Genomic DNA, 18,915 nt, shown 5'->3' on the forward strand with positions numbered 1-18,915 from the left:
CGCGTAAACTCCGTCTTTTCGCCGATTTTTGCCTTGTCTGACCATCGCTCGACGACTTTTCGGACAAAGCTTAAGGACTCGTTCGGCGGTCATGGATGCGTCACGAGGCCGGTACCGCGGGCGCTTACGCCCGCTCGATCAGGGTCGCGATGCCCTGCCCCACGCCCACGCACATGGTGCACAAAGCATAGCGCTTGCCGCTCTTCTGCAGCTCATGGGCGGCGGTCATCAGCAGGCGGGCGCCGGACATGCCCAGCGGATGCCCCAGGGCGATGGCGCCGCCGTTGGGGTTGACCCGCGGGTCGTCGTCTTCGAGGCCCAGGTCCCGCATACAGGCGAGCGCCTGGGCGGCGAACGCCTCGTTGAGCTCGATCACGTCGATCTCGTCGAGGGACACCCCGGTGCGCTCGAGCAGCTTGTTCACCGCCGGCACCGGGCCGTAGCCCATGAGGCGCGGCTCGACGCCGGCGGTGGCCATGCCGAGGATCCTGGCCATGGGCGTGAGGCCGTGCTTGTCGACGGCGGCCTGGCTGGCCACCAGCATGGCGGCCGCGCCGTCGTTGACCCCCGAGGCGTTGCCGGCGGTGACGCTGCCGCCCTCACGGAACGGCGTCGGCAAGCCGGCGAGCTTCTCGAGCGTGGTCTCGCGCGGGTGCTCGTCCCGGTCGAAGAGCAGCGGTGCCTGCTTGCGCCGGGGAATCTCGATCGGGGTGATCTCGATGGCGAAGCGGCCCGCCTGCTGGGCGGCGGCGGCCTTCTGCTGGGAGCGCAGGGCGAAGGCGTCCTGGTCCTCCCGGGAGATCGCGAACTGCTCGGCCACGTTCTCGGCGGTCTCCGGCATGGCGTCGACGCCATAGGCCTTCTTCATCAGCGGGTTGACGAAGCGCCAGCCGATGGTGGTGTCCTCGATCTTCTGGGTGCGGGAGAAGGCGCTCTCGGCCTTGCCCAGCACGAAGGGGGCGCGGGACATGGACTCCACGCCGCCGGCCAGGGCCAGGTCCATCTCGCCGGCCTTGATGGCACGGAAGGCGGTGCCCACCGCGTCCATGCCGGAGCCGCACAGGCGGTTCATCGTGGTGCCGGGGATGGATACCGGCAGGCCGGCGAGCAGCGCCGACATGCGCGCCACGTTGCGGTTGTCCTCGCCGGCCTGGTTGGCGCAGCCCATGAAGACTTCCTCGATCGCGGCCGGATCGAGGTCCGGTGCCTCGGCCAGCACCGCCTTGAAGATGGCGGCGGCGAAGTCGTCGGGGCGCACGCTGGACAGGGTGCCGCCGAAGCGGCCCACGGCGGTGCGCCGCGGATGACAAAGGTAGACGTCGGTCATAACAACTCCTGGTTCATTCACCCGCGTGCTTGCGATCGGTACGCGCTTTCAAATCGCGCAGGATCTCGAGCTCATGGGCCGAGGGCTCCGGGGTGGACTCGAGGTGCTCGGCGAAGCGGATCTCCCAGCCGGTGGCCTCGACCACATCCTCGCGGGTCACCCCCGGGTGCAGCGAGACCACGGTGAGTTCCTTGGTCTCGGGATCGGGCTTCATCACGCACAGGTCGGTGATCACCCGGGTCGGGCCGCGGCCGATATTGGGCACGCCGTCGCGGCCCTTGCCGTCGCGGCCGAAGCCCAGGGTGGTGACGAAGTCCACGTCCTTGACGAAGGCGCGCCTGGAGTGCTTGAGGGTGATGAACACCTCACCGGCGTTGGTGGCGATCTCCGGCGCACCGCCGCCGCCCGGCAGGCGCACCTTGGGATCATGGTAGTCGCCGATCAGGGTGGTGTTGAGGTTGGCGAAGCGGTCGATCTGGGCGGTGCCCAGGAAGCCGACGCTGACCTTGCCGCCCTGCAGCCAGTAGCGAAACATCTCCGGCACCGAGACGGTGGTCAGCGCCGACTCGCACAGCTCGCCGTCGCCGATGGACAGCGGCAGCACGTCCGGCTTGGTTTGCAGGGTGCCGGATTCGTAGATCAGCACCACGTCCGGGGCATGGGTCAGGCGCGCCAGGTTGGCCGCCTCGCTGGGCAGGCCGATGCCGACGAAGCAGGTCATGCCGTTCTCCAGCGCCCGGGCGGCGGTCACGGTCATCATCTCCGAGGAGGTGTAGTCGAGGCTCATCAGGATGCTCCTCCTGCCGGGTTGGTCACTTGCTGGTAGACGTTCGCGTCGAGCCATTGGCTGAAGGCGTCGCGGTCACGGGCGATGGTGTCCCACTCCTTGTAGAAGCGGTTGTCGCGCGGGTAGTAGCCGTGGGTGTAGGAGGGATAGGAGCCCTTCTCGGCCACGGCCACGGCGCTGATCGCCCAGCCGGGGATCACGCAGGCGTTGGGGTGATAGTCCGGCTCGGCGGTCAGGTCGTCGACGATCTCCTCGACGGTGACGATGCTGTGCTTCGCCGCCAGCACCGCTTCCTTCTGCACGCCGACGATGCCCTCCACCAGCACGTTGCCCTTCCGGTCGGCCTTCTGGGCGTGAACGATGGAGACGTCCGGGCGCACCGCGGGCACCGCCGCCAGGCGCTCGCCGGTGAAGGGACACTCGATGAACTTGATCTGGTCGTTGACGTTGGGCAGCTCGCTGCCCACATAGCCCCGCAGCACGGCCAGCGGCAGGCCGGCGGCACCGGCCTCGAAGGCGCAGGCCATGGCGGCGTGGCTGTGCTCGAGGATCTCGACCCGGTGCGGCCAGCCCTTCTCCACGGCATCGCGCAGGCGATGCAGCGAGCCCACGCCGGGGTTGCCGCCCCAGGAGAAGATCACCTTCTTCGCGCAGCCCGCACCGATCAACTGGTCGTAGACCAGGTCGGGGGTCATGCGAATCAGGGTCAGGTCGCGCTTGCGCTGGCGGATCACCTCGTGACCCGCGGCAAAGGGAATCAGGTGGGTAAAGCCTTCCATGGCCACGGTGGCGCCGTCCTCGACGTAGCGCGCGACCGCATCATGCAGGCTGAGAAACTCGGCCATCTTGGTTCGCCTCCTGGGGATTCAAGCCGATGCCGGTAGAGCCGATCATCGTAGTTCGCTATGTGAACATAGGTTTGTGATACGAACAAAATAATCCCTCCCGCCACCGCCGTCAAACCATGAAAAAGGGGGCTGACCGAGCCAGCCCCCTTGAGGGTGAAGCTTTATCCAATGAAATCAGATGACTAAAAATTAGTTAGCCAGTTAATTGCTCGCTGCACCTGGGCCCTGCCACTACCAAGGTATAAGGCCGGATCCGTGGCGCGGTGCACGGCGGCGGGGTCGAGACGCCCCTGTACCTCGGCATGCTCGTTCAATACCTCGGCATAGCCGCGGCCACTGCGGCGGGCCGTCTCCGCGGCCTCGGCGCTGATGCGCTTGGCCGCGTCCGGGCCGACCACCGGCGCCAGCAGCCGCGACACCGGCTCGGCCATGATGCCGCCACCGGTCGCCGCCAGGTTGCGCCGCATCGCCTCGGGATGGACCTCCAGCCCCTCGAGCAGCACCGCCGCCTGCTCAAGGGCGCCCTCGAGCAGCAGGGCGCTGTCGATCAGCGGCGCCCACTCGGCGTGCCACTCGCCGAGCCCCCGTTCCAGCGGCTGGGCGGCGGCGTTGAGCAGTACCGTGGCGTGGCCATGGACCTGACGGGCCGCCCCACGGATCAGCGCGCAGCGCACCGGGTTGCGCTTGTGGGGCATCGACGAGGACTCGCCCATGCCGGGAGCCGCCGGCTCGGCCACCTCGCCCAGCTCGGTCTGGGTCAGCAGGGCGACATCCAGGGCCAGCTTCTCGGCGGCACCGGCCACCGCATCCAGGGCGGTGCCCAGGGCGTGAATCGGCTGGCGATCGGTATGCCAGGGCAGCACTGGACGACCCAAGCCGAGCCGTTCGGCCAACGCGTCCATGAAGTCGAGCCCCAGGTCGTCCCAGCCGGAGTGCACCCCCACGGCGCCGCCGAACTGCACCGGCAGGCCGGTCTCGGCCAGCGCCGCCAGCCGTCGGCGCGCCTGCTCCAGGCCCAGCGCCCAGTGGGCGACCTTGACGCCGAAGGTGATCGGCAGCGCCTGCTGCATCAGGGTGCGGCCCACCATCACGGTACCCTCATGGGCGGCCATCAGGTCGATCGCCGCGGCCCGGCAGCGCACCAGCAGGGCGTCGAGGGAGGCCAGCCGCGGCCCCAGCAGCAGCATCAGGGCACTATCGACCACGTCCTGGCTGGTGGCGCCCTGGTGCCAGTAGCGCTTCAATGCCTCCGGCAGGGCGGCCCGCCCCTGCTTGACGAAGGGAATGGCGGCGTTGCCGCCGCTGGCGATGCCGGCGGCAATGGCGTCACAATCGAAGGCGTAGGCTTCCAGGGTCGCGCGCATGGTGCGGCTGGCCCCCTCGGGCACCGCCCCCCTGGCCTCCTGGACCTCGGCCAGGGCCAGCTCGAAGGCCAGCATGGCATCGACCATGGCCTGGGCGTTGCACTGGGCCAGGGCCGGTTGACTCATGAACGGGTGCTGGATCAGGGCGGCGGGCATGGGTCTCTCCTGATGGGCCTCGGGAGGCGGCTCGACGCCTCCCCCAATGGTCGCACAAGTGTTCGCAATTCGAACACTATGCTAGATTGTAGGCCAGATCACGAGCAACTCGACCAAGGACAAGACGGGATGGAAGCAGCACAGGAAGAGGTACTCAGCCCGGACGACCGTGACTTCGTCACCGCGCTGGCCAGCGGCCTCGAGGTGGTCCTGGCCTTCGACGAGGCCCACCCACGCATGACACTGAGCGAGGTGGCCAGCCGCACCGGCATGAACCGCGCCCGGGCGCGGCGTTTCCTGCTGACCCTGCATGCACTCGGCTACGTACGCAAGCAGGGCCGGTCGTTCGAACTGGCGCCGCGGGTATTGCAGCTCGGCTATGCGTTTCTCTCCGCCAACAACTATCGTAGCGTGATCCAGCAGGTGCTGGAGGACATCACCGCCGAGAGCGGCGAGTCCTCGTCGCTGGGGGTACTGGACGGCGACGATGTCATCTACGTCGCCCGCTCCTCGTCGCGCCACCGGCTGATGGCCATCACCCTGTCGGTGGGCACCCGCCTGCCCGCCGCGCACACCTCCATGGGCCGGGTGCTGCTGGCCCAGCTGAGCGATGCCGACCTCGGGGCCTATCTCGAGCGGGTGGTGCTCGAGGCCTATACCGACAAGACCGTCACCGACAAGGCCGAGCTGAAGAAGTGCATCCTCAAGGTGCGCCAGCAGGGCTACTCGATCGCCGACCAGGAGCTGGACTCCGGCCTGCGCTCCCTGGCGGTTCCCGCCTTCGACGCCAACGGCAAGCTGCTCGGCGCCATCAACATCAGCACCAACGCCGCCCGGGTCGATCTCGACACCCTGATGAAGGAGTACCTGCCACTGCTGCAGCGGAAGGCCCGCGAGATCCGCGCCACCATCAGCTGAGCGTCCGACGCGCACGATGATTTTTTTTGAACAAGATTCTAGAATAACGATTTTGGATAGCGAGACGTCACCATGGCGGGCAGCCTGATCGAACGCACCCTCGGGGTGCTGGAAGCCCTCTCCGCAGACGCCGGCGGCCTGCCACTGCTGGTCATCGCCGAGCGACTGGAGATCCCCAAGAGTGCGGCACACCGCATCTGCAACGAGCTGATCCGCCTGGGCCACGTGCGCCAGGATCCGGTCAGCCAGCGCTACCAGCTGACCACGCGGCTGGTGGCCATGAGTTTTCGCTACCTGGCCAGCACCGGCGCAAGCGACATCATCCAGCCGATCCTCGATCGCCTGGCCGAGCAGAGCGGTGAACTGGTGCGGCTCTCGGTGATAGAGGGCAACCGACTGACCTGGATCGCCAAGGCCCAGGGGGCGCGCAGCGGCCTGCGCTACGACCCCGACATGGGCAAGGAGGCGCCGCTGTTCTGTACCGCCAGCGGCCACGCCTGGCTGGCCGCGCTGAGCGACGAGGAGGCCCTGGCCCTGGTGGATACCCAGGGCATGGAGACCGACCACCCGCTGGGGCCCAATGCCCCGCGCAGCAAGGCATCACTTCTCGAGCACCTGCGCCGGGCCCGCGAGCGCGGCTATAGCTGGACCCACGACAGCATGGGGCCCGGCACCGCCGCCATGGCGGCCCTGGTGCGCCACCCCCTGGATGGCCATCCCCAGGGCGTGCTGAGCATCGCCGGCCCCAGCGTGCGTCTCGACGCCGAGCGGGTGAAGGCACTGGGGCCGGCGCTGGTGACCGCCGCCGAGGAGCTCTCCCAGGCCACCCCTACCTCGCGACTCTTCACCTGAATCGCCAACCCCGCTGAGCACGGCCGGGCCACAGGATCCCCTCCTCGCCCCGGCCGGGCTCCCGTGGCAAGGAGGCCCCCATGTTCGAGATACTCTCCATCACCACGCCGATCTTCCTGCTGATCGGTGCCGGCTACCTGGCCATGGGCACCCGCCTGATCAATCGGGAGCAGATGCAGGGCGTGGCCACCTTCGTACTCTACTTCGCCCTGCCGGCCCTGGTGATCCGGGCCCTGACCCAGAACCCCCTGGACGAGGTCTTCCAGCCCCACTACCTGCTGGCCTATGGCCTCGGCTCGCTGGCGGTGTTCGCCTTCGCCTTGCTGCTGACCCTGGCCCTGCAGCGCAAGCCGCTCAGCGAGGGCGCCATCCACGCCCTGGGCATGGCCGCCTCCAACAGCGGCTTCGTCGGCTACCCCGTGGCCGCCATGGTGCTCGGTACCTCGCCGGCCGCGGTCTTCCTGGCCCTCAACATGCTGATCGAGAACCTGCTGATCATCCCGGCGGCGCTGATCCTCGCCGAGGCGGGGCGCCAGAGCGGCGCCGGGATCGTCACCGCCGCCCGCAAGACCTTCGTGCGGCTGGCGCGCAATCCCATCCTGATCGGCCTGGCACTGGGCCTGCTGCTGGCCGTGACCGAGACCGCCCCGCCCCGCCCCCTGGCCCAGGTCGTCGACATGCTGGCCAACGCCGCCGGCCCCGCGGCGCTGTTCGTGATCGGCGGCACCCTGTTCGGGCTCCAGGTGCGCGGCATGCTGGGGGATGTGGGGCAGATCGTCGGCGGTAAGTTGATCCTGCACCCCCTGGCGGTGCTCGGCTTCTTCCTGCTGATGCCCCAGACGGACCCGATGCTTCTGGCCGGGGCCCTGCTGTTCGCCTGCGCGCCGATGATCAGCGTCTACCCGCTGCTCGGCCAGCGCTACGGCATGGCCGGTGTCAGCGCCGCCGCCTTGATGGTCGGCACCCTGGCCGCCTTCGTGACCCTGAACCTGGCCATCGGCCTGATGAATAGCTACGGTCTGCTGCCGACCAGGTAGCGGTGTTTGCGGAATCCCGCCCAGGCCACGCACTCTCAGGAGCGGCACGAGAGCGCCTGAGGCCGTTCCAGACGCATGAATCGTCAGGCGGCGATGGTCCCCGTCGCCAAGGCATGCTCCGTTCCGCCCCGCAGGTGGCGTTGCAGGATATCCCGTGCGCCCTCGGCATCCCGCCGCAGGGCGCAATCGTATAGTGCCCGGTGCTCGTCGGCGGCGATGCGGCCCCGGTAGGACAGGGCGATGAGCTGATAGCGCAGGTACTTGTCGAAGACCGCGTTGTGCAGGTGCATCAGCGCCTGGGAGCCGCAGGCCGAGATCAGTGCCTGGTGAAACTGCCAGTCATACTTTTTCCATAGCTCGGCGACCCGGCGGTCGCCGCTCGCCATGCCCGCCTCCATGGTGGTGAGTTTGTGGTAGGCGGCCACGACTCGCGCTTCCCAGTCCATGTCCCCGTGCGCGAAGGAGTCTTCCAGCGCCCGGCCCTCCACCAGTAATCGCAACTCGGCCAGCTCGCGCATGTTCTGGACCGATACCGGCGCGACTTCGAAGCCACGCTGGCCTTCGGCAACGACGAACCCTTCCGAGGTTAGCCGGTTGAGAACTTCGCGCAGCGTGGCCACGCTCGTGCCGTAGTCGTCCCGCAGGTTGCTCAGCTTCAACTTCTTTCCTGGGGACAGCTTGCCGGCGATGATGTCGGCGCGTATGCGGCGCCAGGCCGTCTCGCCCACCGATGTCAGCGCCTCTGGCTTGTCCTGCATCCCAAGCGTTTGAGGCGCTGGGGACAGACTGGCGGAGGAGAGCCGGCCGGTCTGCACCGTATGTGCCACGCAGGCCGCGATATGCTGGTGCAATACGGCAATGGCGCGATCGGCGTCGCGCGACAGGGCCGCGTCCCTCAGCACGCGGTGTTCCTGCGCCGCCGGTTTGCCGCGGAAGATGACGGCGACGATCTGATAACGCTGGTAACGGTCGAAGATCGCGCCATAAGCCTGGAGCAGCTCCACCGAGCCGCATGCGGAAATCAGGGTATGGTGAAATTCGCGGTCATAGTGCTTCCATTCGGCGCTACGGCTGGTATCGCCCGTCATCATCAGGCGCTCCATGGTCTCGAGCTTGTGGTACGCGCCGACAACCCGCCCTTCCCACTCCAGGTCGCCCTTGCGGAATGCCTCGCGCAGGGCGTGGCCCTCCAGCAGTTCGCGCAGATCGGCGAGTTGCTGGAACTCCTCCTGGGTGACGGCGGCGACTTCGAAGCCTCGCTGACCTTCGGAACGGACCAGGCCTTCGGCAGACAGCCGATAGAGGGTCTCGCGCAGGGTGCTGACGCTGGCCGAGTAGTGCTCCTTCAACGCTTCCAGGCGCAGCCGGGAGCGCGGCGCTAGACGACCGCCGATGATGTCGCTGCGGATCGAGCGGTAGGCGCTTTCACCCGCCGTTTCCTGTGGTGCAGGCAGCAAGTCTCACCTCCTCGTTGTACTGAGCATTGTGTCCCTCGCTAGCCAGCCCGGCAAGAGAAACGCACTCTTTAACTGATATTATTAAAAATATATGGAAAAGACGCTAAAAGCTGTTGATCGATGAAATGCATGATGTAGCATGGATACTGTCCAGCGTGGGAAGCAAGCCATCTCGCTGCGGGCGCATCACAACGACAAGATGAAGGAGGCACTCCATGCCCATTACCGCCCAATGCCGCGGCATTCTTGCCGCCAGTGCCATGATGATCGCGGCAACCACGGCAACCGTGGCCGTCGCGCAAGACAATCCCACGCTGCGTTTCTCGGCTGTGTTCTCCGAGCAGGACATCCGTGCCGAGATGATGCAGCGCTTCGAAGACGCCATCGCCGACGACTTCGATATGGAACTGCATTACGGCGGCACGCTCTTCAGCCAGGGCTCGGAATTGGTCGCAATCCAGCGCGGCAACCTGGAAATGAGCAATGTCGCGCCCCAGGACGTCGCCAACCAGATCCCGGCCTGGTCCATTCTGACGTCCGCCTACCTCTTCCGTGATGCCGAACACCTGGTGGCGTTCTTCAACAGCGAAGCGGGCGAGGAAATGAAGGCCATGGCAGAGGAGCAGCTTGGTGTCCATATCCTGGGCCCGACCTTCTTCGGCACCCGCCATGTGGGGCTGGTGAACGATAGGCGGATCGAAACCCCCGAGGACATGTCCGGCGTCCGGCTGCGCATGCCGCCTGGCGAGTCGTGGCAGTTCCTGGGCCGGGCGCTGGGGGCCAATCCGACCGCCATGGCCTATGCCGAGGTCTATACGGGCCTGCAGACCGGCGCCATCGACGGTCAGGACAACCCCCTGCCGAACGTCCAGAACATGCGTTTCTACGAAGTGATGGACCAGATCGCACTGACGTCGCATCTCGTGGCGTTCGACCTGCTGATGGTCTCCTCTAGCGTCTGGAACGACATGACGCCGGAGCAACAGCAAGAATTCCAGGCCGCCGCCGATGAAGCGATCGCCTGGAGTACGGCTGAACATCAGCGCAATGAGCAGGAACTGGCCGACTTCTTCCGCGAACAAGGACTCGACCTTTACACACCGGATGTGGACGCCTTCCGCGAGTATGCGCAGCAGCTCTATCTTGAATCGTCAATCTCCGATGCATGGCCGGAAGGCATGCTTGAGCGCATCAACAACCTTTGACGGCTGATGGATCGGCCGCGTTGCGGCCGATTCCGCTCCACCCTAGAGGTACGAAGATGCATCAAAAGATTCTCCGGTTGGCGACCTGGCTACGTCATGGCGCCGAGGCCATTGCGGCCGCCATGCTCGCCGTCATGTTCATTTCATTTCTGGTCACGGTGTTGTTCCGTTACGTTCTGAACTGGCCAGCGGGCTGGGCCTCGGAACTCAGCACCGTCATGTGGGTCTGGCTGGTGCTGTTCGGGGCGGCCTTCATTCCACGCGAGCGTGACGAGATCCGCTTCGACATATTCTACAGCAATGTTCGTCCTTCTATCCGCCGTGTGATGACGGTGTTTTTCTCCATTGGCATCGTCGGCCTTTTCCTGGTTTCGCTGCCCGCAGTTTATGACTATGTGACCTTCATGAAAGTGCAGCGCACGTCCTATCTGCGCATCCGCTACGACTTGCTGTACTCGATTTACGTGGTCTTCGCCCTAGCCATCGTCATCCGCTACAGCTGGATTGGCATTCGCGCCGCACTGGGGCACGACCCGATGGCCACCAGTGACGCCGACGACGAAACACAGAGAGGTTAAGGATGGATCCTTTCACGCTCACGCTTCTGGTGATCATCGCCTTGGCGCTGCTGGGCCTGCCCATCGGGCTGTCGATGATTTCGGGCTCCGTCGTCTATCTTTTCACGAACGGGATGGATATGGGGCTGGTGGCCGAACGGTTGCTGAACAGCATGTTCACCGGCTACGTGATCCTCGCGGTACCACTGTTCATCCTCGCTGCGGACTTGATGAGCATCGGCACCATGACCAATCGCCTGCTGCATTTCTGTAATGCCCTGGTCGGACGCTTTCGCGGTGGCCTGGCCTACGTGAACATCGTGCAGTCGATCATCTTCTCCGGCATGTCCGGGTCGGCCTTCGCCGACGCGGCCGGCAGTGGCCGGATCATCGCCAACATGATGATCCAGGACGGGCGCTACACCCGCAGTTTCGCTGCCGCCCTGACGGCGAGCGCGGCGGTCATCGGGCCGATCATTCCACCATCGATTCCGATGGTGCTTTATGCCCTGGTTTCCAATGCGTCCATCGGTTACCTGTTTCTCGGCGGTATTATTCCCGGGTTGTTGATGGGGGTCATGCTGATGATCGTGGTGATGGTCACGGCGCGTCGCCGGCGATTTCCGGTGGAGGAGCCCACACCCGTGCGGGAATTGCCGGGCATTACCGTCCGCGCTTTCCCGGCGTTGATGCTACCGGTGGTACTGCTGGGTGGGATCTACAGCGGGGCGATGACGCCCACCGAGGCAGCCGCCGTCGCCGCGGCCTATGCCTTCCTGATTTCGGTTCTGCTGTATCGCAACATCAATGTGCGGCAGGTTTACGGCTCGCTCGTCAACAGCGCCCGCTCTTCCGTCGCCATCGGCATGCTGATCGCGGGGGCACTGGTGTTCAACTACGTGGTGACATCCGAGAACATCCCTCAGGCACTGCGCTTGTTCCTGGCCGATTACGACCTTTCGGTGCTGCAGTTCTTGTTGCTCGTCAACCTCGTGCTGCTATTGCTGGGCTGTTTGCTGGAGGGAACGGCCATCATTCTGATCATCGTGCCGGTGTTCATCCCCACGGCGAACGCCCTGGGCGTAGATCTGGTGCATTTCGGCGTAATCGCGGTGGTGAACATCATGATCGGGCTGGTGACACCGCCTTACGGACTATTGATCTTCATCATGCAAAGCATTACCCGCGCCCCGTTGCGCAGCCTGTTCCTCGATCTCGTCCCGTTCATCGCCGCGCTCTTCCTGTCGCTGGCGGTCATCACGCTTTTCCCCGATCTGGTTCTCTGGCTACCGCGGCAGTTCGGCTACCAGGGCTGAATAACGATAAGAGGTAATGTCCATGTCCAGCCCCATTCACATTCTCAACGGCCCGAACCTGAACCGGCTCGGCAAGCGCGAACCAGAGATCTACGGCCATACGACGCTGGCGGAGGTGGAGTCCCTGTGCCGGCAGGCCGCCGGCACCCGGCCGGTGGTGTTTCGTCAGTCCGGCTACGAAGGGCAGTTGGTGGACTGGATTCACGAGGCCATCGATGAGCCCGCCGCCGCCATCGTCATCAACCCGGCGGGGTTGACCTTCACCTCGATTCCGATCCTCGACGCGCTCAAGATGTTTCCCGGGCCGATCATCGAACTGCATATTTCCAACATCCACCGGCGCGAGGAGATTTATCATCGCTCGCTTGTCTCGCGCATCGCCACGGCAGTGATTGCGGGCCTGGGGCCGTCCGGCTATGGGACAGCCGTCGAGGCCGCGCTACGCCTGATCGAAGACACTGACCAATGATCGGCGCCATTCATTCCGGGCAGGCCATCGGATCTGGGTGAATCAAGCACCCAAACGCGGCCCCATCAGGAGCCGAGGGCCACACCGGTATGGTCCTCGGTCAGTCATCGCTTGCGCTCAGCGGCCGGCTCCAGTGACTGCTGCCAATCACTCGGCCCCAGGGCCCAGGTCATCGGCTAGTCGCCCCTTTACCCGAAGCTGGGCACGATCTCGAAACTGCTCGAGCTCCTCGGTATCGGGGTATAGACCTGCATCCCCTCTTCCTGAATGGCCAGCACGCCTTGCGCGGTAGTGAATAGCTGAATGGCCCTGCGTCACCATGATCAGCATCTACCCGCTGCTCGGCCAGCGCTACGGCATGGCCGGTGTCAGCGCCGCCGCGCTGATGGTCGCCACCCTGGCCGCCTTCGTTACCCTGAACCTGGCCATCGGCCTGATGAAGGGCTACGGCCTGCTGCCGACCGGCTAGCTCGCCGACGTATCGGACATGACTGCGGCTCTCCCTGGCGCGTCCTCTTCCGCGACGTGGCGATATATTCGTCTGGCCATTGAAAAAACTGGAACTATGTTCTAGATTGTTCTGGAACACAGTTCCAGTGAGGCTCGACATGGCCGACATGCAGCACGACTACGACCTGGTGGTGGTGGGCTCCGGCGCCGCCGGCCTCTCCGCCGCCGTCACCGCCGCCTACCAGGGCCTCGAGGTGGCGGTGGTGGAGAAATCAGAGACGCTGGGCGGCGCCACCGCCTGGTCCGGCGGCTGGATGTGGACGCCGCTGAATCCGCTGGCCAAGGCCGCCGGTATCGACGAGGACCCGGAGACGGTGCGCACCTACCTGCGCCACGAGCTGGGCGAGCGCTACGATCCGGCCAAGATCGACGCCTTCCTCGATGCCGCCCCCAGGATGGTCGCCTTCTTCCACGAGAAGACCGCGTTGCGGTTCGCCGACGGCAATGCCATCGCCGACATCCACGGCGATACCCCCGGCGCCGGTACCGGCGGCCGCTCGGTGATCGCCGCGCCCTTCGACGCCCGCGAGCTGGATCGCCGGACGCTGTCCAAGCTGCGCAAGACCATGCCCGAGACCGCCTTCCTGGGCATGCCGATCCAGGCCGGGCCGGACCTTATGGCCTTCCTGACCGTCACCCGTTCCTTCAAGTCTTTCCTCCATGTGACGAAGCGCTTCACCCGGCACCTCTATGACCTGGCCCGTTACGGCCGTGCCATGCAGCTGGTCAACGGCGTGGCCCTGGTCGGCCGGCTGGCCAAGGCCGCCGACGACCTGGGCGTCGAGACCCGGGTCTCGTCCCCGGCGAAACGCCTGATCACCGAGCCGGACGGCTGTGTCGGCGGCGTAGTGGTCGAGACCCCCGACGGTGAGATCACCCTGACCGCCCGGCGCGGCGTGGTGCTGGCCGCCGGCGGCTTCCCCTGGGACACCGGACGCCGCCGGGAGCTCTTTCCCCGCACACCGACCGGCGAGGAACACTGGCCGCTGCCGCCGCCCTCGGCCAGCGGCGACGGCCTGCGGCTGGGCGAGTCGGCAGGCGGCGAGGTCGACACCAGCCTCTACTCCCCGGTGGCCTGGGCGCCGGTGTCGCTGGTGCCCTACAGGGACGGCCGGGTCGGTCACTTCCCGCATATCATCGATCGCGGCAAGCCGGGCCTCATCGGCGTGCTGAGCAACGGCAGGCGCTTCGTCAACGAGGCCGGGGGCTACTACGACTACGTGGATGCCATGGTCAAGGCGGTACCGGGGGGCGAGGAGGTCTGTTCCTGGCTGGTCTGCACCCATCGCTTCCAGCGCCGCTACGGCATCGGCATCACCCGCCCGGCGCCACTGCCCTTCAAGCACTGGATCAAGAAGGGCTATCTCAAGCGTGGCAGGACGCTCGCCGAGTTGGCGCAAGCGTGCGGTATCGACCCGGACGGGCTCGCGGCCAGCGTGGCCGACTACAACCGCCACGCCGCCCGGGGCGAGGACCCCGAGTTCGGCCGCGGCGCCACCCCCTACAACCGCAAGAACGGCGACCCGTCCCATGGCCCCAACCCCTGCGTGGCCCCCCTGGACCAGGGCCCCTTCTACGCGGTGAAGGTGGTGCCCGGCTGCTTCGGCACCTTCGCCGGCCTCAAGACTAACGAGCACGCTCAGGTGCTCGATGGCGACGACACACCGATCCCCGGCCTCTACGCCGCCGGCACCGACATGGCCAGCATCATGGGCGGCTTCTACCCGGCCGGCGGCATCAACCTCGGCCCGGCCATGACCTTCGGCCATATCGCCGGCCTGCACGCCGCCGGACAGCGCCACGAGACGGCATCCGCCCTCAGCGATTCCGGTTCCCCGACCCCAGGAGAGACTGCATGAAGCACTTCGAACTGATCACCTTCACCGTTTGCGTCGCCACCCACGGCAAGGCCATGGCGCGCATCCAGGAAGCCCTGCAGGCCGACAGGGTCGGTGGACAGCTGTTCGGCTGCTGGTATTCCGAACTGGGGCCGCTCAACCAGGTGGCCGTGCTGCGAGGTTTCGACAGCCTGGAGGCACGCCAGGCGGAGCGCGAGCGTCTGCTGCTGGCCGGCGATCCGCTCGGTGTCGAGGAGTTCATGACCAACATGCGGATCGAGGACTATAGCCTCTTCCCCTTCCTCGACGGCATCACCCCGGGTGACTTCGGCCCCTTCTACGAGCTGCGCGTCTACGACGTGCGCCCTTCGGGGCTCAAGGCCACCCTCGATGGCTGGACCGACGCCGTGCCACCGCGCACCACCGACGCCTACTCGCCGCTCGCCGCCGCCTTCTACGCCACCAACGGCAAGACGCCGCGCATCATGCACCTCTGGCCCTACCGGACCCTGGAGGAGCGCCTCGAGATCCGTACCCGTACCGTCAGCGACGGCGTCTGGCCCCCCAAGGGCGGGCCCGCCCAGTTGCTCGACATGCACTCCACCATCTACATGCCGGCCGACTTCTCGCCCCTGAAGTGAGGCGCCCACCGAGACCTGTCCCATGAGCCAACACCCCTACTCCCTCGCCGCCCTCACCGTGCTGGAGCTGTCGCCCCCGGAGATGGTGGAGACCGCGGCCCGTGCCGGCTACGACTACGTGGGCCTGCGGCCCACGCCGGCGACTCCCGAGGAGCCGAGCTTCCCGCTGCTCACCGATGCCGCCCTGCTGCGCGAGACCCGGCGCCGCATCCGGGACACCGGCGTCAAGGTGGCCGATATCGAGATCCTGCGCCTCAAGCCCGACACCCGGGTCCGCGACGACTTCGCTCGCTTCGTGGAGGTGGGCGCGGAACTGGGCGCCAGCGACATCCTGGTCGCCGGCAACGACGACGACCACGCGCGCCTGATCGACAACTTCGCCGCCCTCTGCGAGCTGGCCGCTCCCAACGGCCTGCATCCCCACCTGGAGTTCATGCCCTGGACCGGGGTCAAGGACCTCAACCAGGCGCGCCACATCGTCGGCGCGGTGCGCGAGGCCGGCCATGCCAACGCTTGCCTGCTGGTCGACGCCTTCCACCTGGACCGCTCACGCAGCCGCCTGGAGGACCTGGCCCAGGTGCCCGCCGACTGGATGCGCTACGTGCAATTATGCGACGTGCCCGGACCGATCCCCGCCAGCATGGACGAGATCCTTCGCGAGGCCCGCTGCGAACGGCGCTTCCCCGGCGACGGCCAGGCGGATCTCAAGGGCCTGCTCGCGGTGATATCGCCCACTGTGCCGCTCAGCCTGGAGATCCCCACCGACGCCCTGCGCCAGCAGGGGGTCAGCGCCCTGGAGCGAGCCCGCACGGCCCTGGAGAAGGCCCGCGCCCTGGTCGGTGACTGAGCCGACACTCGGCACATCCGCATCGCGTCGCCCGACAAGCCACAGCCGGGCGGCGATTTTCTTAGCCTGCTAGCTTATCATCTGCTAGAATCAGAACCCAGTTCCGCTCCCAAAGTTCATTCCCATTCCTCGCCGGAGCCTCCATGCCGTCATCTCCCGCCGCGGCCGTGTCCAGCGACCGTCCACTGCGCGGTATCGGCTATATGCTGATCGCCGGCCTACTGTTCGTGATGCTGGACAGCACCGCCAAGTGGCTGACCCAGACCCACTCACCGGTGCAGGTGCTGTGGGCCCGCTACGCCGGCCATATGGTGATCCTGGCCGCTTACCTGGTGTGGCTGGGCCTGGCGAGAAGCCGCTCACTGCTCGCCACCGAGTCCCCCGGCGGCCAGTGCCTGCGCGGCCTGCTGTTGGCACTGGCCAGCCTGCTGGCCTACCTGTCGCTGCGTGAGCTGCCCCTGCTGCAGGTCTATGTCTTCCATTTCGGCGCGCCGCTGCTGGTCACCCTGCTGGCGATGCCGCTGCTGGGCGAGCGGGTCGACGCGCCCCGCGGCCTGGCGGTGATGGTGGGCTTCGTCGGCGTACTGGTGGCGGTGGGCCCGGTGGACTGGCGCGCCCAGCCCATGGCCCTGCTGCCCCTCGGCATGGCATTCTGCTTCGCCCTCTACCAGCTCACCACTCGGCGCTTCGGGCGCCACGACCATCCGCTGGCCTCACTCTGGTACGCCGGCCTGGCCGGCGCCTTGGCCAGTTCGATCGCACTGCCCTTCTTCTGGACCCCAATCGGCCTCGCCGAGCTGCCGCTGTTCCTGGGCATCGGCCTGATCGGTGCCACCAGCCAGCTGGCGCTGATCCTGGCCATGCGCCACGCCCCCGCCTCCCTGGCCTCACCCTTCCTCTATGTGCAGATCGTCTGGGCCTCGCTGTTCGGCTTCGTGCTGTTCGGCGACCTCCCGCCCCTCACCACCTACCTGGGTGCGACCCTGATCATCGCCGCGGGGATCTTCCTGGCCAGTCGCAAGCATTGACGCATCGCAACGTGGAGCTGGCACTACCCGTTCACGAGGACCTGTTATTGACGGTAGAAGTCGAGGGTCCTCGATAGCCCATCTCGCAGGGTCGTGCGTGGCAAGTCTCCCAGTACCGGCGACAGCTCGCTTGCCTCGAGTTCGGCATGGATCGGTAACGCCTCTCCGGCCGCCTCCAGCGCGGCCTCCGGTGCCTGTCGGCGGATCTCGGCAATCAACGCCGCAACACTCGCCGTTTCACCGCGCAGGTTGAAGACATGGGCGCCCGAATAGTCCCGTGTAACTGCCGCCTCGAAGGCCGCCGCTACATCGCCGACGAAGATGAAATCGGCCATCCCAGTGAAGGGAATCGTGTAGGGCTGTCGCGCCACGGCGGCGCGACAAGCCAGGGTCGGGCCGGCACTCAGCCCCCTCTCCCGTCCCGGGCCATAGATCACCAGGGGACGAAAGCCGACGCTGTCGATGCCCGCGTCTAGGAAGTAGGCCCGGGCACAGCCTTCACACGCCAGCTTGAAGGCACCGTAATGGGTCATTGGGTTCGGGGTGCCCCCATCGTCGGGACCGAACACCCCCGCGCTACTGGCATAGACCAAGCGCGACAAGCCATGTCGCCTGGCCGCCTCGAAAAGGTTCAGGGTACCGACCAGGTTGACCCGTGCACCGAGAAGAGGGTCGTCGCGACACGCTGGCGTCAGCAGGGCCGCCAGATGGATGACGGCGTCACAGCCCGCGACGGCTGCCATGACGTCTTCACTCACACTTACGTCTCCCAACCGCCATTCGACCCCATCGAGAGACCCCGCAATACTCTCGACCAGTCGGGAGTCGCCTCTACGATCGAGAACGCGAACCTCGTGCCCTCCTTTCAGCAGCCGCCGAATGATCCAGGCCCCAAGGAAACCACTGCCACCGCTGATCAGAACTCTCATGCTGCCTCCCAGGTGCTCCGGGGACTGCCAGATGATGGCACCGCCGAGGAGGTGCCAATGGCCTCTTTCGGTGCCGCTCCCCATTCAGTAGGTGGCCCGCCCTCCGCTGATATCAAACGCGGCACCGGTAGTGAACGAGTTCTCACGGCTGCAGAGCCAGGCAGAGAGCGCCGCGATCTCTTCGACGGTAACGAACCGGCCCCGTGGGATCTTGGCGAGCACTGCTGCGATATAGTCTTCCGACATCTCCAGCATCAGGTCAGTCTTGGCCGCAGCAGGCGTGATGCAGTTCACCGCGATATCATGGCCGGCGAGCTCTTTGCCGAGTGACTTGGTCATCGCGATCACGGCCGCCTTGGCAGCACTGTACGCCGAGCCATTGGCATTGCCTTCCTTACCGGCAATCGAAGCGATATTGAGCACCCGCCCATAGCCCCGCCGAATCATCTCGGGCACGACCGCTCGGCAGGCATAGAAGGTGCCATCCAGGTTCACGCGCTGCACCCTCTCCCACTGGTCCAGCGGGTACTCCCACAAGGGACAATCCGGCCCCACCACTCCCGCGGAATTCACCAGCACATCCACTCCGCCGCCTATCTTCAGGGTGCTGTCCAGCGCGCGCTGGACCGACCGATAATCACCCACATCGACTTCGAGCACAGCGTGCCCCCTCTCGTTACCCAGAGTCTCCTCCGGTGCAGTGGGGTGCCTGTCCCAAATCACGACTCGGGCGCCGGATTCGGCGAGCCTCCTGGCGATCGACATTCCGATGCCTTTGGCACCGCCGGTGATGACGGCGACCTGGTCTTGAAAGTCATAATGGTTCATT

19 protein-coding genes are annotated in these 18,915 nt (G+C 66.2%); 12 read left to right on the forward strand and 7 right to left on the reverse strand.

All coding sequences use genetic code 11. The features are described from left to right. Positions 1-124 precede the first annotated feature (124 nt). The 4 genes from pcaF to C1H66_RS19300 form a co-directional block, all read right to left on the reverse strand. Positions 125-1,327, reverse strand: a complete 1,203-nt coding sequence (pcaF, locus tag C1H66_RS19285) for a 3-oxoadipyl-CoA thiolase (protein WP_102629498.1) — start codon at positions 1,325-1,327, stop codon at positions 125-127. Positions 1,328-1,340: 13 nt separating this feature from the next. After that, entirely contained in the window at positions 1,341-2,114 is a 774-nt protein-coding gene (locus C1H66_RS19290) for a CoA-transferase subunit beta (RefSeq protein ID WP_102629499.1), read from the reverse strand. Further along, a complete protein-coding gene (locus C1H66_RS19295) occupies positions 2,114-2,959 on the reverse strand; it encodes a CoA transferase subunit A (protein ID WP_102629500.1) in 846 nt (281 codons plus the stop codon). The genes C1H66_RS19290 and C1H66_RS19295 overlap by 1 nt, the downstream gene beginning before the upstream one ends. A gap of 185 nt (positions 2,960-3,144) precedes the next feature. Continuing rightward, a complete protein-coding gene (locus C1H66_RS19300; RefSeq protein ID WP_102629501.1) occupies positions 3,145-4,482 on the reverse strand; it encodes a class-II fumarase/aspartase family protein in 1,338 nt (445 codons plus the stop codon). A gap of 129 nt (positions 4,483-4,611) precedes the next feature. Here C1H66_RS19300 and C1H66_RS19305 point away from each other — a divergent pair, with 129 nt between their 5' ends. The 3 genes from C1H66_RS19305 (at position 4,612) to C1H66_RS19315 (ending at position 7,289) form a co-directional block, all read left to right on the forward strand. Further along, the gene (locus tag C1H66_RS19305) at positions 4,612-5,400 is read left to right on the forward strand and encodes an IclR family transcriptional regulator domain-containing protein (RefSeq protein ID WP_102629502.1); all 789 of its coding nucleotides are present in this window, start codon (positions 4,612-4,614) and stop codon (positions 5,398-5,400) included. Positions 5,401-5,472: 72 nt separating this feature from the next. Beyond that, a complete protein-coding gene (locus tag C1H66_RS19310) occupies positions 5,473-6,252 on the forward strand; it encodes an IclR family transcriptional regulator (protein ID WP_102629503.1) in 780 nt (259 codons plus the stop codon). An 80-nt stretch (positions 6,253-6,332) separates the two neighbouring features. Further along, the gene (locus C1H66_RS19315; protein WP_102629504.1) at positions 6,333-7,289 is read left to right on the forward strand and encodes an AEC family transporter; all 957 of its coding nucleotides are present in this window, start codon (positions 6,333-6,335) and stop codon (positions 7,287-7,289) included. A gap of 83 nt (positions 7,290-7,372) precedes the next feature. Here C1H66_RS19315 and C1H66_RS23080 read toward each other — a convergent pair whose 3' ends face one another. Then, a complete protein-coding gene (locus tag C1H66_RS23080) occupies positions 7,373-8,746 on the reverse strand; it encodes a GntR family transcriptional regulator (RefSeq protein WP_205738700.1) in 1,374 nt (457 codons plus the stop codon). Between the two features lie 215 nt (positions 8,747-8,961). Here C1H66_RS23080 and dctP point away from each other — a divergent pair, with 215 nt between their 5' ends. The 9 genes from dctP (at position 8,962) to C1H66_RS19370 (ending at position 17,157) form a co-directional block, all read left to right on the forward strand. Then, positions 8,962-9,951 carry a TRAP transporter substrate-binding protein DctP gene (dctP, locus tag C1H66_RS19330; RefSeq protein WP_102629505.1) on the forward strand — a complete coding sequence of 330 codons (990 nt, stop codon included), beginning with the start codon at positions 8,962-8,964 and terminating at the stop codon, positions 9,949-9,951. 56 nt (positions 9,952-10,007) lie between these two features. Further along, a complete protein-coding gene (locus C1H66_RS19335) occupies positions 10,008-10,529 on the forward strand; it encodes a TRAP transporter small permease (protein ID WP_102629506.1) in 522 nt (173 codons plus the stop codon). Positions 10,530-10,531: 2 nt separating this feature from the next. After that, on the forward strand, positions 10,532-11,824 hold the full coding sequence (locus tag C1H66_RS19340; protein WP_102629507.1) for a TRAP transporter large permease: 1,293 nt from the start codon (positions 10,532-10,534) through the stop codon (positions 11,822-11,824). A gap of 22 nt (positions 11,825-11,846) precedes the next feature. Then, positions 11,847-12,293, forward strand: coding sequence for a type II 3-dehydroquinate dehydratase (locus tag C1H66_RS19345; protein WP_102629569.1), 447 nt, complete (start codon positions 11,847-11,849; stop codon positions 12,291-12,293). 319 nt (positions 12,294-12,612) lie between these two features. After that, positions 12,613-12,762, forward strand: coding sequence for a hypothetical protein (locus C1H66_RS19350; protein WP_240618403.1), 150 nt, complete (start codon positions 12,613-12,615; stop codon positions 12,760-12,762). Positions 12,763-12,901: 139 nt separating this feature from the next. Continuing rightward, the gene (locus tag C1H66_RS19355; protein ID WP_102629508.1) at positions 12,902-14,662 is read left to right on the forward strand and encodes an FAD-dependent oxidoreductase; all 1,761 of its coding nucleotides are present in this window, start codon (positions 12,902-12,904) and stop codon (positions 14,660-14,662) included. Beyond that, positions 14,659-15,282: an NIPSNAP family protein gene (locus C1H66_RS19360; RefSeq protein WP_102629509.1), complete on the forward strand. Its 624-nt coding sequence runs from the start codon at positions 14,659-14,661 to the stop codon at positions 15,280-15,282. Before C1H66_RS19355 ends, C1H66_RS19360 begins: the two co-directional genes overlap by 4 nt. 22 nt (positions 15,283-15,304) lie before the next feature. Next, positions 15,305-16,129 (forward strand): sugar phosphate isomerase/epimerase family protein, encoded by an 825-nt coding sequence (locus tag C1H66_RS19365; protein WP_102629510.1) that lies wholly within the window; start codon positions 15,305-15,307, stop codon positions 16,127-16,129. Positions 16,130-16,272: 143 nt separating this feature from the next. Beyond that, on the forward strand, positions 16,273-17,157 hold the full coding sequence (locus C1H66_RS19370; protein WP_102629511.1) for a DMT family transporter: 885 nt from the start codon (positions 16,273-16,275) through the stop codon (positions 17,155-17,157). A gap of 44 nt (positions 17,158-17,201) precedes the next feature. Here C1H66_RS19370 and C1H66_RS19375 read toward each other — a convergent pair whose 3' ends face one another. Continuing rightward, positions 17,202-18,170 carry an NAD-dependent epimerase/dehydratase family protein gene (locus C1H66_RS19375; RefSeq protein WP_338066470.1) on the reverse strand — a complete coding sequence of 323 codons (969 nt, stop codon included), beginning with the start codon at positions 18,168-18,170 and terminating at the stop codon, positions 17,202-17,204. Then, a complete protein-coding gene (locus C1H66_RS19380; RefSeq protein WP_102629512.1) occupies positions 18,171-18,914 on the reverse strand; it encodes an SDR family NAD(P)-dependent oxidoreductase in 744 nt (247 codons plus the stop codon). Between the last annotated feature and the right edge of the window lies 1 nt (position 18,915).

Source organism: Halomonas heilongjiangensis (genome assembly GCF_002879645.1).
Classification (GTDB): Bacteria; Pseudomonadota; Gammaproteobacteria; order Pseudomonadales; family Halomonadaceae; genus Halomonas; species Halomonas heilongjiangensis.